Origin of the sequence: Vibrio sp. 2CM40D (assembly GCF_023161825.1) — a bacterium.
Taxonomy (GTDB): Bacteria; Pseudomonadota; Gammaproteobacteria; order Enterobacterales; family Vibrionaceae; genus Vibrio; species Vibrio alginolyticus.
In genome coordinates this window covers 112,182-126,303 of sequence record NZ_JALNTL010000011.1, presented here as the reverse complement: position 1 = coordinate 126,303, position 14,122 = coordinate 112,182, and the positions used below count along the sequence as shown (strand labels likewise).

Below are 14,122 nucleotides of genomic sequence, written 5' to 3'. Positions count from 1 at the left end.
TTCATAGTGTCACCTGTTAACTTATGAGGTGATGATATCACCTCTAACTAAGTGACCAAATTCACTATGCCACTACAATCTCACTCAACCATATCTGTATTTCATTAAGATCTCTGCTGAACAAAAGGAGTTTCGTTATGTTGGTAAAGCTTCGAATAAAGCGAGGCTGAATGAGTACAAATCTAACGTGGTAAAGATTCTCGAAGGAAAGTCTCGACGACCGGTGTTAAAAGGAGATGGCTCTCTTCAATCACAAGGTAACTTGAAATACCGATACGTTCACCTTGTGTTAGCTAATGCTCAAAAAAGGGGTTGGGATATAGAGCATTACCCAATTGAAAATGTAGCTAAGCAAGACCTAAATTCCCGAGAGTTAACACTTATAGATGAGTTTGAGTGCAATATGAATGATGGCTCAACTTGGTTAATTGAACAATTTTCTGAACTATCAGAGCAATTGCTACAAACAGTACGCACATAACAACTATTTAAGAGAAATTCGCAACGCGTGGCGTTGCAATTAGTGTTTAAGGTGGTGTACGTGCACCTCATCATCTCAACAGGGCGTTAGCAGAATAGGATAGAAACGACAGTAATGGAATACTTGGATAGATTAATTAGAACCTGTGAAACAGCTAAAGCAGCCAAACCTAAATCTGATTTTAGGGTTTCTAGCTTTAATGAAATTCCAGACCTTGATAAAGGGATTTATATCATCAAAGAGGTTGGCGGATGCGCAGATAGTACGTTTGAATCATTCGTAGATTTTAAGCGGAAAAAGCTTAAAGCATGTAGCAAAGTAAATACCCCATCACATGTTCTATATGTCGGTTCCTCAACTACTGGTTTACGAAAAAGGTTAAGACAACATCTGATTTATTGTCCTGACAAAACGTACTCATTACACATGTATAAATGGTTCGATGGTAATTATGAGGTTCGAATTCTTGAATATGATGTTCCAATAGAGATCCTTCAGCTCATTGAAGATGCAATATCATATGATTTGAAGCCTGCTTTTGGTAAGCAAGGTGGAAACAATAAATAGGATCGCTTTGATAAATCTGCTAACAAACTGTTCGAGATGGCTTCGTAACGCTTGGCGCTTTCACCCCAAGCCAGTTTAGTGTTTATGGCACAATTGTTTAACTAAGGTATTAGCGTCGTTGATACCTTAACAGGGCATTATGATCCACAAGATAGCGAACATCAGAAGTAAGTAGTTTGTACTAAATTACGGTATTATGTGTAATTAACCAAAATGTAGCTACTTATGAACATACCCACCTTTTCTACACCGACTTATCCCTCAAAAATATCTTGCTCTAACTGTAAAGCATGCTGTTGCCGACTGGAGGTAATGATCATTTCTGATACGGGAGTACCAGAACAGTATATAAAACGTGATCAATATGGCAGTGAGTCAATGCTGCGTCTAAGTGATGGTTGGTGTGCTGCTTTAGATAGAGACAGTTTAATGTGCAAAATTTATGAAAATCGTCCTTGGATATGTCGCGAGTTTGAAATGGCTTCAGATGAATGTTTGGATGAGCGAGATAAGTTCATATAAATCATATTGCTAAGGTTTGTTTTGTTCGTAAAATCAATCGCTCAAGAATGATTCGGCTCACGCGGCAATTTCATTATGCGTTTGATGTTTATAATTAAGGTGCTGCAATATTACGTTACTTACTCTTAAAATTGGGTTCGAGCTCAATCCAGTAAAATAAAGCTTTAGAAGCAGATAGCATTTCTTACTACTCGCAACTTGAGGAACGAGAAATGAGCTAACCTGTAAAAGATTATGTTTTTTACATCGAGACTACTTACATGTTGGATTACGAGATAGACGAAGCTTGGTAACAAGTTTCGCTTGCTTGACTTGACAAAAAAATTCTTATGAGACAGCTCAACCTAATACACTTGAATTTTAAGAGTAAAGGTATCTTGAAGTTGTGAACTTTATATGTTCGCTAAGTCTGAATTAAGTTACAACGAACCTAAAGTAAATGACACATTAAATTGATCGAGTCAGTTGACCTTATGCACCTCAGTTCTATTTCTACCGTTATGTTTTGCCTGGTAAAGCGCATCATCAGCACCTTTAAGAATAGCGTTGATCGGTTCTCTTTCTGCAAACCATTGAGACATGCCGATAGAAATAGTCACGTGACCTACAGCATCAAACTCGTTTGAATCAATGGCTTTTCGGATTCTCTCAGCAACGTATTCAGCTTGACGTATGTCAGTTTTAACTAAAAAGACCATAAACTCCTCTCCGCCAGAGCGGCAGACAATATCCATCTCTCTCGCCTGAGCCTTGATAATATTTGCCACACTGACAAGTAAGGCATCACCGGCATCATGGCCAAAGGTATCATTGACTTTTTTGAAATAGTCAACATCCAGAGCGAGCACAGAAAATGGAGTGTTTTGTATACGCAAGTTATCAATGGCTTTATCTAAACCTCGACGGTTTAACAGCCCAGTCATTGAATCCGTTAAAGTATCGATATGCAGTTGGTCAATGGTGTTGGATACAATGTTGAATGCGCTGAGAAATGAACACTTTAGATGTGAAGCTTCAAAATACCAAGGTTTAACTTCATTTAAGTCTCGTATAGCAGAAGTACGGTTTTCAAAGCTTTTGACTACATTAGCTAGCTGCCACAACGGTTTTGAGATAAAAGCCGCAGATATCCAAATAACTAAAAGCGTGATGGCTCCAATTGGAGAAGTTTCTACAAGCACATCCCACATTTGGTCGTTAAGTACAGAAAAAGTTAAGCCTTCTGATTTCTGTGCAACTATCCCCCAACCTGAAGCATTAACTGGAGCGTACCCAGTAAGCATATCAATACCCTTGGAGTTAATGATGGCTTTACCACCTTTATTTCCCTGAATAACATCATTTATCGCGTCATTATTAACAATGACTTCTCCCACTCTTTGCCGATCAGGGTGATAGATCAATGTCTGATTCTTATCCACAACGTAGAGGTATGACCCATCTCTATAGCTATGTTGCCCAAGTATGCTCATTAACATGTTCTTCTTATCGAGATAAATAGAGCCACTGACATATCCTAAATACTCTTTTTGTTCGGAGAAAATAGGGTGGGAAATACTTATCAGATAATTACCTGCAGGAGATACGAAGGGATCAGTCACGATTGGAGACTTAGCTTTCAATGATTGTAGCGAACTTTCACTTGTTAATTGGACACCTTTCACTTGTATTGCTTCAGGTGAAACGGCAACAATAATTCCCTTCGCATTGACGATGACTACAGAGTTAAAGGCATTGGTTTGGAGCCTCAACCGATCCACTTCTTGTTGCAACTCATCTGTATCTCGCACCTTGCTTCTAAGCATAAGTGCGCTGTACTCCAATTGTGATAGTGCTGATTCAATGAAAGTGTCCGTCATTCTGGCCATTTTTTCAGCATAAACACGATTGGATTCAATGGTGTTAGTGACAGTTAGTTCACGTTGAACATGATATATGGAGTAAAAAGCGTTTAGAAGGGTGACCATCATACTAAAGATGCTTAAAAATAGTATCAGTTGTCTTAAATTTAACTTATCTCTCAGCCGCTTTGATTCACCCAGGTATTCCATAAATTAAGTCATCCATTGGTCTATTAAAAGTGATTCTACTCGTAACTGTAAATCGATTAAATCCAGTTTGAACAGATTTGACAGTTCAGCCATGTTTGATATGCAACTTCCTTATTAGCTTATATATTTCTTGAAACTCATATAAGCAACATAGATGGTAAACATACAGCAACTAAGCTCTAGACCTGAACAATATTAGGATGGGGGCAATTAGAGGTTCTTGTTACGACGAAACGTCAACTTAATCCGTAAAAGCATGTGTTTAATATGTTGTTTTGAAAATCTAATTGATATATTGCTAGCTTGATATGCAATGTGGTGATAGTTTACTTATTTAAGTATGCTCTTAACCTTGGGCAGTACACGAGTATTTTGTGGTTTATATGAAAAAAAACTTTCTCAGCTCCGCTAAGCTCGTTTTGTCCTACTTTGCATTCGCGTCAATGTGGGTATTGTTCTCAGACAAAGCGGTAGATCTCCTATCTAACAATCAACAAGTATACACCTCGGTCCAGTCACTAAAAGGAATGCTATTTGTTGTGATCACCTCTTTCTTGCTATGGGGGCTGATAAAAAAGAACAACAGGTATATTGAACGAGCCAATGACATTGACTATGTAACCGGTTTACATAGCCCCTACGTCTTTTTTCGCTATTTGGAACAAAAGTTTCATAATACAAAAAAGGATGAACATTATGTTTTATTTCTTCTCGATATAGACAATTTTAAGCCCGTTTCCGACCGAATCGGTTTTGTAAAGAGTAATCTGTTTCTAAAAGATATCGCACAATCGATTAACTCTTCTACCGTTTCTCCACTTTTCTCTTCAAGGGTGCATTCTGATGGATTTGCTTGTTTGATTCGTATGGAAAGCGAAAGTCAAGTTGATATGCACTTAGCACTTATTCAAAGGCAGTTTAAGCAGAACTCAAAACGTCATGGTATTGATTTGACATGCTCCATCGGTGTTGCGCTTTATCCATTTGATGGGGAAAGTGTAAAGCAGCTCATGTCGTCAGCTAAATATGCACTTGCTCAAGCAAAGATCACGAAAAACACTATCCGCTACCACGACAAAGAGCTCGCTAAACATGAGCTCCAGAGACAACAGATGACTTCAGACTTACGTAACGCAATACGAGAAGGCCAAATACAGATTGTATTTCAACCAAAGTATTGCCTTAAAGATAAGAGAGTCGCTGGAGTTGAAGTGCTCTCTCGATGGAAACACCCCGAATATGGAGATATATCTCCTGCAGTATTTATCACACTGGCAGAAGAGAACAATCTCTGCAGTGCTCTAACAGAACTAGTCCTCAAGCAAGCATCAAAGCAACTTAGAGAAACGCAGCTTCTAGGACGAGCCATTCAAGAGGTATCAGTGAACCTTTCTGCTACTGAGCTAAATAGCATTGAAGATATGCATCGTATCGAAAATTACTTAAAAAAAGACCTTGATTTTGCACAATACCTCTGCTTAGAAATAACAGAGACAGCAACGTTAAACGATGTTGAACAATGCGCAAGTTTAGTCAAGGAACTCAAGAAATCTGGTGTGAGGTTCTCTATTGATGACTTCGGTGTTGGCTATACCTCATTTGCAATATTCAATAAGTTGGATGTCGATGAAATAAAAATAGATCGAAGCTTCATTAAAAACATCGCTATTGATTATCGCTCAAGAGCGATCACTTCCGGCATAGTCAACATCGCAAAGGGATTTGGTATTCAAGTCGTTGCTGAAGGGGTAGAGACCCTTGAACAGTTGTGTGTTCTAGAAGAGTTAGATTGTGAGCTAGTTCAAGGGTTCTATTTAAGTCGTCCAATCCCCATTGCTTTATTGGATAGAAAATTAAATAACATCGCAAATGTTATGTATTAAGATGTTGTATTCCCCTCTCTGCTCTTTCGCAGGGAGCACCCTAGCCATTAAAGATGGTGCTGCATTATGTGGTGAATTTTCTACTTAAGTAATTTGTTAAAATCACGCATTGGTATGCAGATATAAATCACGCCCACATTCGCTGTGCCATAGCCAACGGCTTTATGTACGTACCACCACACGGTTCGTAATCCCTCGGCGTTTTCTTCATCCCATTCCAGTACACTACCAACAGGAACATGGTGCGAAGCAATACGCAGCATTAGCGGCTCTAAGGACTCGCCAAGGTTTTCGTCACCATCGTCCATCATGAAAAAGTTCTCTTGCTCATCTGGACAAGCTAATAAAGCCACCAGCTCTGGCTCACGATAAGTAAGCGTGTCTTGGTTGGTTTCTAGCTCTAGCACTGACTCGCTTTGGTAATTATCATCCGTTGGTTCCAGTTCTGGCTCAATAGGACGATACAGGGACGCTTCAAAGTGATCAGGTGATAGTTTGATGGCCTTAATCCAATCATCCCTTAAAACACGGTTAAAGGGCACATGGCCTTGGTATCGAGCCTTTCTTACTACAGGTTTAACTGCGTCACTCATTTGATGATTCTCTCTAATCTGCTTGGTGTTACGTTCATCATTTTTGCGAAGTTGGTCAGAGCTTCACTCTTAGTCTTTCCTTGCAGCTTGTAGCCGTCATGGAAGTTCTGGAAGCCGACCTTAATCATATCGATATAACCTTTCTTCTCGTTGGACTCCTGACGCAGTTTGCGCGCTTGGCGCTTAATAGTTTCGCTTTCCCGTTTCTGTTTGGCGATCTGTTTTTCCATTGCGTTCTGAGCACGTAGATATTTCGCGTGTTCGCGCGTAGCTGCGGCTTTATCCACCATTGTTTTACGGTTGCGAGCGGCGGCTTTCTTCTCTTTCTCGTTGAGCAAGTACGTTTTGTTATCTGAGCCAAAACCAACACGGCGCGCTTGCTGTTTCATTTGGTTGGCCAAGATGCATTGCCATGCCAGTGATTGCAGCATGGTTGTTGCCTTAAGGACGTGTTTACATGCCACACCAGACAATTCAGGGTTTCGGATTTTCGGGAATGCAAACTCTTTAGGCGGTGCTATACAGTAGTTACCCATAGTGGCCAAGTATCGATACCAATACTGGTGACGTCCGCAGTCGCAATCAAAGGAAATACGGCCAGCACACGCCAGTTGCACCGCTTGGTTGTAATCCCCATTAGGCGATTCGTGTAGTAGTTCATCCCACTGCTCAAAACGCACCTTTACTCGGTGTTCTTCATGCCTAGACACGCTTGAGGCTCGGACACGAATAAGCGCGACATTGTTCTTAATACCGATCAACGTGGCCTTGTGAATGCCCGTACCGTCATCGACACGGTTGTTAGCACGGTCTACGTCCATTTGACGCGAGTTCTTCACCAAAAAGGCATAGGTAATACCCGCTGTCTTGCTGTCATAGACCTTTTTGTGTCGCTGGCGAGCCTTGTCGAACTTGATTAGGTCTTCTTTGGTAAACCGTTGCCCTTTAGCCTTTTCGCCTAGCGCCTTTAATGCTGTATTAGTTGGCTTGGCTAGCGTTGAGGCGGTCAGTGTTCGCTTAGCATTGCGGCGGTTCCTCTTTTGCGCCTGTTCAATTTTGTTGAATAGCTGGTTGAACTGCTTTTCATTGAGGCCAAGGCTGGCAAATGAGCCGTTATCCCGTTTTTCCGCTACAAACTTCTTCGGCATAGGTTACAGCCCCATTTCGTCCATGAATTGACGCATAGAGCGGCGTACCCACGCTGCTGGTGGCAGCTTGATAGTTTGGCCAACGGGTAGCGGATTCATTGGGTCATCTACGTCACAAACCAGACTCACTAGCCAATCAAGCTCAACCGTGCCATAGGCACGATAAGAGGCCAGATCGGCACGGTAGGTTTCATCAAGTCGAATGGTGTACTCAAACAGCTCGGTATTGCCCGAACGGTTGACGTATTCCATGACTTTCGCAAAGAAATGCGCCCGTAGAATGTCGTCCTCGATGTTCTCTGCTGAGAGGCGGGATAACTTATTCATTAGCACCTCCCATTCGATAATTACCGTCTGCGATTAGCCCCGTTTTGGCCTTGAATAATCCCATTGCGCGCGAGGCCATTTCTGGCTCTTTCTTAGGCTTGCGTAACAAGCCAAACAAGCTCTTAAGTGTTACCGTGTCGCCAATACTGTCTTGTGTAGCTGCATAGACCACAAACATGAGCGCGTAGGTATCAGGACGTAGTTCTGACCAGTCAATGTTGTACGTGGGTTTACCATCCGTTCCCCGCACTTCTTCTACGATGGACGGCGACACTTCGAAGCGACCACCAGCGTTAGGAGGGTAGGTGATAGCATTTAGGGATGTGAGATAGTTATAGGCTTCCATTGCCGACACAATGATCGGTCTGCCTTTTGCGTCCAGTTCGAACAAGCGAACGGCGCGCCCATACTTCGAAAAGTAGGGAGTAACCTCGTCCACCAGCACAATAAAACCGTTTTTTTTGAGCTTTTCTAACTTCTCGGGCAAAGTCAGCTTAAGACTCATCAATGAACGCTCTAATTGCTGGCATTCGATGATATGGAGTTGACCATCATTCACACCAGCAAGCATAAGCCGTGGCTGGCCAGATGATAGAGTAAGTACAGCTATGCGCATTCGTGCCATGTTGTGACCTCTAAGTGCGCTTTTTAAGATGAGGAGTCTTGGTCATTTTAACACCATCAACCAAGCTTTTTAGCCCTATTAATAGTATTTATATTAATTAATGCTCGGAATATCGTGGTGATAATAACACAAGGGTAATACATACGCATGCGACGTTCCATTGATTGTTTTTGCTTCTCTCGTTGTCTTTGAAGTTTCTCTGCTATTGTCAAAGCCATTAAAAACACCTACTATTTGCTTGCTCTTGTTTCACATTTGCTGGTGGAACATGAAAAGGCTGGTAACTCGAATTTGCTGATTCGAACTGTTTGCTAAGGCCAGCCGCAAAAAAACCGCGTTTATTCGCGGTTTTTTTGTACCTATCAAAAGTAACTCTCAATCAAAACCCGATGGCATGGCTTGCCTTCATCGTTACGCATCCGTTACCCCAGTTGACGATCTTCATGAGCTTACCCTCGTAGTCCCAAGGCTGATTTCGAGTTAAACACTCTTTGGCTCGTTTAAGCGCTGGCGAGTCAACTAAAAGATAAACGGCTTTGCGAGGTTTCACGCAGCATTCTCCGTAGCAATGTTTGAGGAAGTGATCATAGATAGTGAACGTTCGGCAAACTTAAGCTCTGCTTTGCGCACATCAATGTCGCGTTCTACATGCAGTGTGAAGTTGTCACAGAACACACCTTTCTCTTTCTGGTGCGCGTTCAACTTCTCTTTGAGTTGAGTGATTTCTTGATTGAGTTTTTCAATGTACGACTTGAAGTAAGTCTCGCTGCCGATTTCCAGCATCACTGATGCCGGACTACGAATGATAGACAGGATATCGCATGTAGATTCGTTGCGTAAAAGGTTCAGAACACGTTCGCCGCCTTGAGTTATGCTGTATTTTTTGCGATCTGGTTTACCGTCTTGCGCTTCAATTTCGTGAGACACTAACCCCTTTTCCGTCATGCGACCGAGTTCGCGGTACACTTGCTGGTGGCTGGCTTGCCATGCGCCTGATTCAGGCATTGTTCGGTTTGTTAGGTCATAGCCTGTTTGTGTTCTCTGCTCAAGAATTGCTAGAAGTAGATTACCCAAATTCATAGTTAGTTACCTTTTGTTATTGATGCCAAATTTCACCCGTATCCTCGTCAATAAATCCATGACATAAATACTCTCTACTTGTTGAGTAATGCGTAAGTCTTCCCTTTAACGCCTTTTTGTTGCGGTTATGTTAATGCTCGTATCCGGCAGTAAACGCATATTTGTTGTTGTAGTCTGCATAATGCAGATCTGAGCCATTGCGAGCCTCATTAACTCCCGCCGACCAACTTGCTAGAAAATCATCACGCTCATTGAGTTTGACGGCTTGGCGCTCATCATCATGCCCCCTAATAACGTGATAATTCCTAGCCCTTGCATGCGGTCAATGATGGTAGTCTCGAAAAATCCAATGTAGATTTCATCGTGCGGGATAAGCTCTACTTGTTGTGGCATTTCGTAGACCGTTCCATCTAGTGGTAGCGCTTCCATTAGCTCTATGATTAGGCTCAATTGGTTTTTGGAATTGCCATTGGTCAGTGCCTTGTCTAGTTGTCTAACCACATCTGCACACATGGAAAAGCGAGGCATTTCATTTCGTATCGCTTTTTCGTCTGCGTCCTCAATAAAGGCTTTCTCCTCATCTACACTCCCTAACACCTAACTCACACACACGTTCGCTACCGCGACAGCGGCGCGGTTAATGGCCATCGACACCGTTGCTCCGTGGTTAGACAGGACAATAGTGCCTTTGCTGGCATTGAACGTTTTTACGGTCATTTTCTACAAAGAATTAAGTGTGTTCGGAATGGGTTGGTGAGACTACCATATCAAAAATAATATATGCAATAACTAATTTAGCCCTTAATATCAAAAAAATATACATTGATATAAAATTTTATGTTCGGAATAAAAGGGATTGCCATAATCCTGGGGTGGGATTAGATTACGCTCAATCGGAGCCGTTTAAGAAATGAATTTAATTCATGAATTTTTCGGTAAAACCCATTAATTAACCCTGGTATAGTGCTAATGCAGAGAGGCACATACGCCCACCAGATAAAGCGATTTTTCACTGACATCAAGCTACGTGTTGGTCATATTTGTGAGATGAAAGCGACAGCAAGTAGCAGTGTTAAGTTTTGGGGTTCACTCTGTGCTTATTTTGATGAGATTACTTACAAAGCCAAAGAAAGCTACACAGATATTGATTCCCAATATCAATTTTTAACTTATCTAGCTGATACGGTTTACTTGATCGAGAAAGAGGGCATTGATTGTGATGTCACCAATCAGTCATTGGTTTTGGATGATGATCAAACGCAAGCAACTCACGACCAACAGCTACGCAATATCAGCCACCTTTTGAAGATGACAAAGCAGTATGCAGAACAGTTTTAACGATGCTGACGATCTACCCATTGGACGAATTTATTAAGGAAAATTTCCGAATTAATTCGTAGTTTGCCAGGATACACGACGTTGTCTTAAAGATGAACGCCAACGGTGATAGAAATATCAAAAGAAGAGATCAAGTTAAATAAATATGACTTTGTTTGAGCTTATCACCCCTAGAGATTTACGCACTTTCTACGCCCTCAATCTCCAAGTGGCTATGGAGTGGCCTGTTCGCTATCAAGCAGTTATGGCGCGATTTAAGTGGATGAAAGCAAAGCACCTTGTTTAGATGTTATTTCACAAAGCTAGATACGAAGAATGATTGTAAATCACTTTTGGACAAATGTATGGTACGCCCCGTTTTGCAAGTGAAAAATTCAAATAACGGAGTTGGTTTGCGCTAATGTATTCAGAGTCTAATTGGGGACACCTACATGCTACATAGCCCCAGCTCTACGATGAGATCCGCGCCAGATTGTCCTCAAAAATGAGAAAGCGTTCTATGTCGCTGTTCTGTCCACAAGGTCTTCAATCTGGTGGTCTAACCGTTTTGTCATCTTTCATTTTCATATGCAAACTTGATTTATACTCTTATTTCAAATGGTTTCTTCGTAGCCATAACAGACCAAGCTATCCTCGCTAACTTATTGGCTAAAGCTACTAAAGCAACATTAAAAGGCTTTCGAAGTTTTAAGTCTGTAAGCCACGAGCCAAAGTATCTCTGAGCAGTTTCATCTCGCCATAAAACAGCCCTAGCTGCATGGATAAAAAGCTCACGAAGTTCTTTGTTACCTCGCTTGGATATCCCTAGCATTCTTGGCTTTCCACCTGTTGAATATTGAAATGGTACTAACCCCCTAGCCAAGCTGCAAAGTTACGGCCATTGGAAAAGTCTTTAGGGTCGGAGACGGAAGACTGGCAGCAAGAAGCTGTCATAGGTCCAATGCCTGGTACGGTTTGTAATATAGTAAATAACTCATTGTCACGATTAAGAGTTTCCAGCTTCTTATCTTGCTCTTTAATTTTGTCATTAAGATCATTGTAATGACTAAGCTGATCTCGTAACTCAAAGACTAGTAAAGAAGGAACTGGCTGCCCTGTATCTGCCAACCATTGAAAAAGACGCTTCATATTCGCATGCCCGCGTGGAAAGCTGAAGCCAAACTCAGTAAGGATAGAACCAATACGGTTCATCGTTGCCGTTCGCTCTCGAATATAGCCTGTTCTAATCCTGCGAATAACTACTCCTAATTGTGCTTGTTCAGTTTTCGGTGAAACAAAGCGCATTCTTGGTCTGGTCGCAGCTTCGGCTATAGCATCTGCATCAATAAAATCATTCTTATGACTCTTCACGTATGGCTTAACATATTGAGGGGGAATCAGCTTAACTTGATGCCCATATTCTTGGCATTTTCTTGCAAGCCAGTGAGCACCACAGCAAGCCTCCATTGCTATCAATGTTGGTTCATGCACAGAGATAAACTGTAGTAATTTACTTCTAGATAATTTGTGCCGATATTGTTCACGACCACTATAGTCGTGGCCAACTAGATGAAAAGTAGATTTACCTAAATCGATTCCAATAACTTTGATTGCCGACATGATGGCACCTCCCATATTCAGCGACATAGCTGAGTGTAGTGCAGGTGTGGGGCGTACCATCTTATTAGTGAGTTAGTGGACTTTCTAATTTAGCTATCATTGAATAACTTTTCGTATCCAAAAATGTCAAAGATCGTTGTTGCCACCGGTGGTAGATTTGCGCGGACGTGGAACTGGACATTTTCTTTCAGAGTGTTGAATTCACTCGAAATACCTAGCTTGCATATAAATGCGCAATAAATAATATTCGCCTAGAGCATATACTTAAACACCACTTCTTAATCGTTCTTCAAGAGCTGTGATACATAGCTGTACGGCTAATGGTGTGTTTTTATTGAATGGATTTAACGCATAAACGGGATTCTTAGGTAACATCATATCTGGTAATAGAGATACAACCTCTGGCTCAATCTGAGAGAAATAAAAGTCGGGAATGATACCGATACCAGCTCCTGATCTAATTAAAGCCAAACAACTGTGAAACGAGTTAGCGATACAGTCGGCCTCTTTCTCATAAATCATAGTTTTGCCCGTCTTTGACTTAAACTTGTGCCGAACGAACTTGCCTTGCCAGTGGTTAGCGATGTAGGGTTCCTTATCGATATCATCAAGTTTTATGTCTGGAATGCCACAGAAAACATCCCTGAACTCACCAATCCGTTTTTGCTTGAGATTGCTATCCTGCGAGCTACCGACTCTAATTGCCAGATCCACATCGTGCTTCATAAGATTTAGGGCTTGATCATCACTGATAAGCTCAGGTTTAAGCTTCGGATACCGCCTCATTAATTCTGCTACCACAGGTGTAACTAGTATCTCCATGAGTGCATTTGGAGCCGTTATACGTATGCGCCCCTTTGGTTCAACCTGAGATTCCTGAGCCTGTTCCCACGCTGAATTGGCAATGGAATTGATCTCTTTACAGTTTTGATAGAAGACTTCTCCTGTTGCAGTTAGCGCCTGCCTTCTTGTAGTCCTTTTTATTAGCGTCAAACCTAGCTCTTGTTCAAGAATTTTCAAGTGTTGACTTACCACTGATTTAGAAAGGTCGAGCTTGAGCGCAGCAGCTGAAACAGAGCCTTCTTCAACTATGTAGGCAAAGATAGACATCTGCTTTAGTCTATTCATTTATTGTTCTCTTTAATTAAACAGTAATTTTCATTATCTCTGTTTTTCTTGGTAATTGATATATGTAATCTAATACTCGAAACGCTACGATATTAATTGAGGAGATTGTGATGTTAGAACGTGATGTATTAGCTGCTTGCAAGAAGGGCATTGAGGATTGGAAAAAGGCATTCAATGCACAGGATGCTAAAGGATGTGCAGAGCAATATACTCAAGCCAGCACAATGTATGCACGACCATTTGGTACTTTTGAAGGTAAGGATGCCATTCAAGCATTCTGGCAAGGTATTATGGATAAGGGGTTCAGAGACATAATCTATACCGATGTCAAATGGGAGCCGTGTGGTGACGATGGTTATATTCTTTCTTCGAAATGGACAATGAATAATGCCTTTGGTGTTGTGCATCGAGAGCACTGGGTTGTTGAGAGTGACGGACATGCCCGATTGGTTCATGATGATTTTGAAGTCCAAGGTGAGCGTTAATAGTGAGAATTGCGGCACACCGCCTAATGATAAAAAATCCAGAGATCACTCTGGGTTTTTATCAGAACCGATTAGATATGTAGCTAAACTAAAGGACAGTCGCACTACTACCTGTCCTTTGACTCAGAACAAACCATGTTGGAATTGAGTTATCAAGCTGAAACCAATATGACCGTGTCTAGATAGACGGGCGCAATCGAAAGATATTGGAAATGTAACATCGTTGTAGATGGTTTAGATTCTACCCGTAGCAAGATTATCGAACATGGTCTTCTTATCGGAGAGTGTTTTGGCG

Annotated in this window: 15 protein-coding genes and 1 pseudogene; 6 read left to right on the top strand and 10 right to left on the bottom strand. The window is 41.6% G+C overall.

Features of this window, described 5'->3' with window-relative positions:
* Window positions 1-223 precede the first annotated feature (223 nt).
* From MTF70_RS20970 to MTF70_RS20960, 3 genes are all read left to right on the top strand, one after another.
* Window positions 224-481 (top strand): hypothetical protein, encoded by a 258-nt coding sequence (locus MTF70_RS20970; RefSeq protein WP_248394415.1) that lies wholly within the window; start codon window positions 224-226, stop codon window positions 479-481.
* A gap of 114 nt (window positions 482-595) precedes the next feature.
* Entirely contained in the window at window positions 596-1,048 is a 453-nt protein-coding gene (locus tag MTF70_RS20965; protein WP_054579183.1) for a GIY-YIG nuclease family protein, read from the top strand.
* Window positions 1,049-1,273: 225 nt separating this feature from the next.
* Window positions 1,274-1,570: a YkgJ family cysteine cluster protein gene (locus MTF70_RS20960; protein WP_031812801.1), complete on the top strand. Its 297-nt coding sequence runs from the start codon at window positions 1,274-1,276 to the stop codon at window positions 1,568-1,570.
* A 461-nt stretch (window positions 1,571-2,031) separates the two neighbouring features.
* On the opposite strand, the gene MTF70_RS20955 is transcribed toward MTF70_RS20960, so the two are convergent.
* Entirely contained in the window at window positions 2,032-3,621 is a 1,590-nt protein-coding gene (locus MTF70_RS20955) for a sensor domain-containing diguanylate cyclase (protein WP_248394413.1), read from the bottom strand.
* 383 nt (window positions 3,622-4,004) lie between these two features.
* Between MTF70_RS20955 and MTF70_RS20950 the strand changes: the two genes are divergently transcribed.
* Window positions 4,005-5,504, top strand: coding sequence for a bifunctional diguanylate cyclase/phosphodiesterase (locus tag MTF70_RS20950; RefSeq protein ID WP_248394411.1), 1,500 nt, complete (start codon window positions 4,005-4,007; stop codon window positions 5,502-5,504).
* An 80-nt stretch (window positions 5,505-5,584) separates the two neighbouring features.
* Here MTF70_RS20950 and MTF70_RS20945 read toward each other — a convergent pair whose 3' ends face one another.
* From MTF70_RS20945 to MTF70_RS20915, 7 genes are all read right to left on the bottom strand, one after another.
* Complete coding sequence (locus tag MTF70_RS20945; protein ID WP_017634110.1) at window positions 5,585-6,097, bottom strand: hypothetical protein; 513 nt, start codon at window positions 6,095-6,097, stop codon at window positions 5,585-5,587.
* Window positions 6,094-7,245, bottom strand: a complete 1,152-nt coding sequence (locus MTF70_RS20940; protein WP_248394409.1) for a phage tail protein — start codon at window positions 7,243-7,245, stop codon at window positions 6,094-6,096. Before MTF70_RS20940 ends, MTF70_RS20945 begins: the two co-directional genes overlap by 4 nt.
* Before the next feature lie 3 nt (window positions 7,246-7,248).
* The gene (locus MTF70_RS20935; RefSeq protein WP_248394407.1) at window positions 7,249-7,572 is read right to left on the bottom strand and encodes a hypothetical protein; all 324 of its coding nucleotides are present in this window, start codon (window positions 7,570-7,572) and stop codon (window positions 7,249-7,251) included.
* Window positions 7,565-8,197 carry a hypothetical protein gene (locus MTF70_RS20930; RefSeq protein ID WP_248394405.1) on the bottom strand — a complete coding sequence of 211 codons (633 nt, stop codon included), beginning with the start codon at window positions 8,195-8,197 and terminating at the stop codon, window positions 7,565-7,567. Before MTF70_RS20930 ends, MTF70_RS20935 begins: the two co-directional genes overlap by 8 nt.
* Window positions 8,198-8,576: 379 nt before the next feature.
* Window positions 8,577-8,747: a hypothetical protein gene (locus tag MTF70_RS20925; RefSeq protein WP_248394404.1), complete on the bottom strand. Its 171-nt coding sequence runs from the start codon at window positions 8,745-8,747 to the stop codon at window positions 8,577-8,579.
* A complete protein-coding gene (locus tag MTF70_RS20920) occupies window positions 8,744-9,277 on the bottom strand; it encodes a PadR family transcriptional regulator (RefSeq protein WP_017634104.1) in 534 nt (177 codons plus the stop codon). Before MTF70_RS20920 ends, MTF70_RS20925 begins: the two co-directional genes overlap by 4 nt.
* Window positions 9,278-9,508: 231 nt before the next feature.
* Window positions 9,509-9,874 carry a hypothetical protein gene (locus MTF70_RS20915; protein WP_248394402.1) on the bottom strand — a complete coding sequence of 122 codons (366 nt, stop codon included), beginning with the start codon at window positions 9,872-9,874 and terminating at the stop codon, window positions 9,509-9,511.
* A gap of 372 nt (window positions 9,875-10,246) precedes the next feature.
* Between MTF70_RS20915 and MTF70_RS20910 the strand changes: the two genes are divergently transcribed.
* On the top strand, window positions 10,247-10,615 hold the full coding sequence (locus MTF70_RS20910) for a hypothetical protein (RefSeq protein ID WP_171343409.1): 369 nt from the start codon (window positions 10,247-10,249) through the stop codon (window positions 10,613-10,615).
* 580 nt (window positions 10,616-11,195) lie between these two features.
* Here the strand turns inward: MTF70_RS20910 and MTF70_RS20905 are convergent.
* Window positions 11,196-12,214 (bottom strand): annotated as a pseudogene (locus MTF70_RS20905) (IS110 family transposase).
* 264 nt (window positions 12,215-12,478) lie between these two features.
* Window positions 12,479-13,342, bottom strand: coding sequence for a LysR family transcriptional regulator (locus tag MTF70_RS20900; RefSeq protein ID WP_171343407.1), 864 nt, complete (start codon window positions 13,340-13,342; stop codon window positions 12,479-12,481).
* A 110-nt stretch (window positions 13,343-13,452) separates the two neighbouring features.
* On the opposite strand from MTF70_RS20900, the gene MTF70_RS20895 reads away from it, so the two are divergent.
* Window positions 13,453-13,827, top strand: coding sequence for a nuclear transport factor 2 family protein (locus MTF70_RS20895; protein ID WP_171343406.1), 375 nt, complete (start codon window positions 13,453-13,455; stop codon window positions 13,825-13,827).
* Window positions 13,828-14,122: the final 295 nt, after the last annotated feature.

Coding starts and splice junctions, on each gene's coding strand:
- MTF70_RS20965 (WP_054579183.1), top strand. CDS start 596: ATGGAATACTTGGATAGATTAATTAGAACCTGTGAAACAGCTAAAGCA.
- MTF70_RS20960 (WP_031812801.1), top strand. CDS start 1,274: ATGAACATACCCACCTTTTCTACACCGACTTATCCCTCAAAAATATCT.
- MTF70_RS20945 (WP_017634110.1), bottom strand. CDS start 6,097: ATGAGTGACGCAGTTAAACCTGTAGTAAGAAAGGCTCGATACCAAGGC.
- MTF70_RS20950 (WP_248394411.1), top strand. CDS start 4,005: ATGAAAAAAAACTTTCTCAGCTCCGCTAAGCTCGTTTTGTCCTACTTT.
- MTF70_RS20935 (WP_248394407.1), bottom strand. CDS start 7,572: ATGAATAAGTTATCCCGCCTCTCAGCAGAGAACATCGAGGACGACATT.
- MTF70_RS20955 (WP_248394413.1), bottom strand. CDS start 3,621: ATGGAATACCTGGGTGAATCAAAGCGGCTGAGAGATAAGTTAAATTTA.
- MTF70_RS20940 (WP_248394409.1), bottom strand. CDS start 7,245: ATGCCGAAGAAGTTTGTAGCGGAAAAACGGGATAACGGCTCATTTGCC.
- MTF70_RS20910 (WP_171343409.1), top strand. CDS start 10,247: ATGCAGAGAGGCACATACGCCCACCAGATAAAGCGATTTTTCACTGAC.
- MTF70_RS20900 (WP_171343407.1), bottom strand. CDS start 13,342: ATGAATAGACTAAAGCAGATGTCTATCTTTGCCTACATAGTTGAAGAA.
- MTF70_RS20895 (WP_171343406.1), top strand. CDS start 13,453: ATGTTAGAACGTGATGTATTAGCTGCTTGCAAGAAGGGCATTGAGGAT.
- MTF70_RS20930 (WP_248394405.1), bottom strand. CDS start 8,197: ATGGCACGAATGCGCATAGCTGTACTTACTCTATCATCTGGCCAGCCA.
- MTF70_RS20920 (WP_017634104.1), bottom strand. CDS start 9,277: ATGAATTTGGGTAATCTACTTCTAGCAATTCTTGAGCAGAGAACACAA.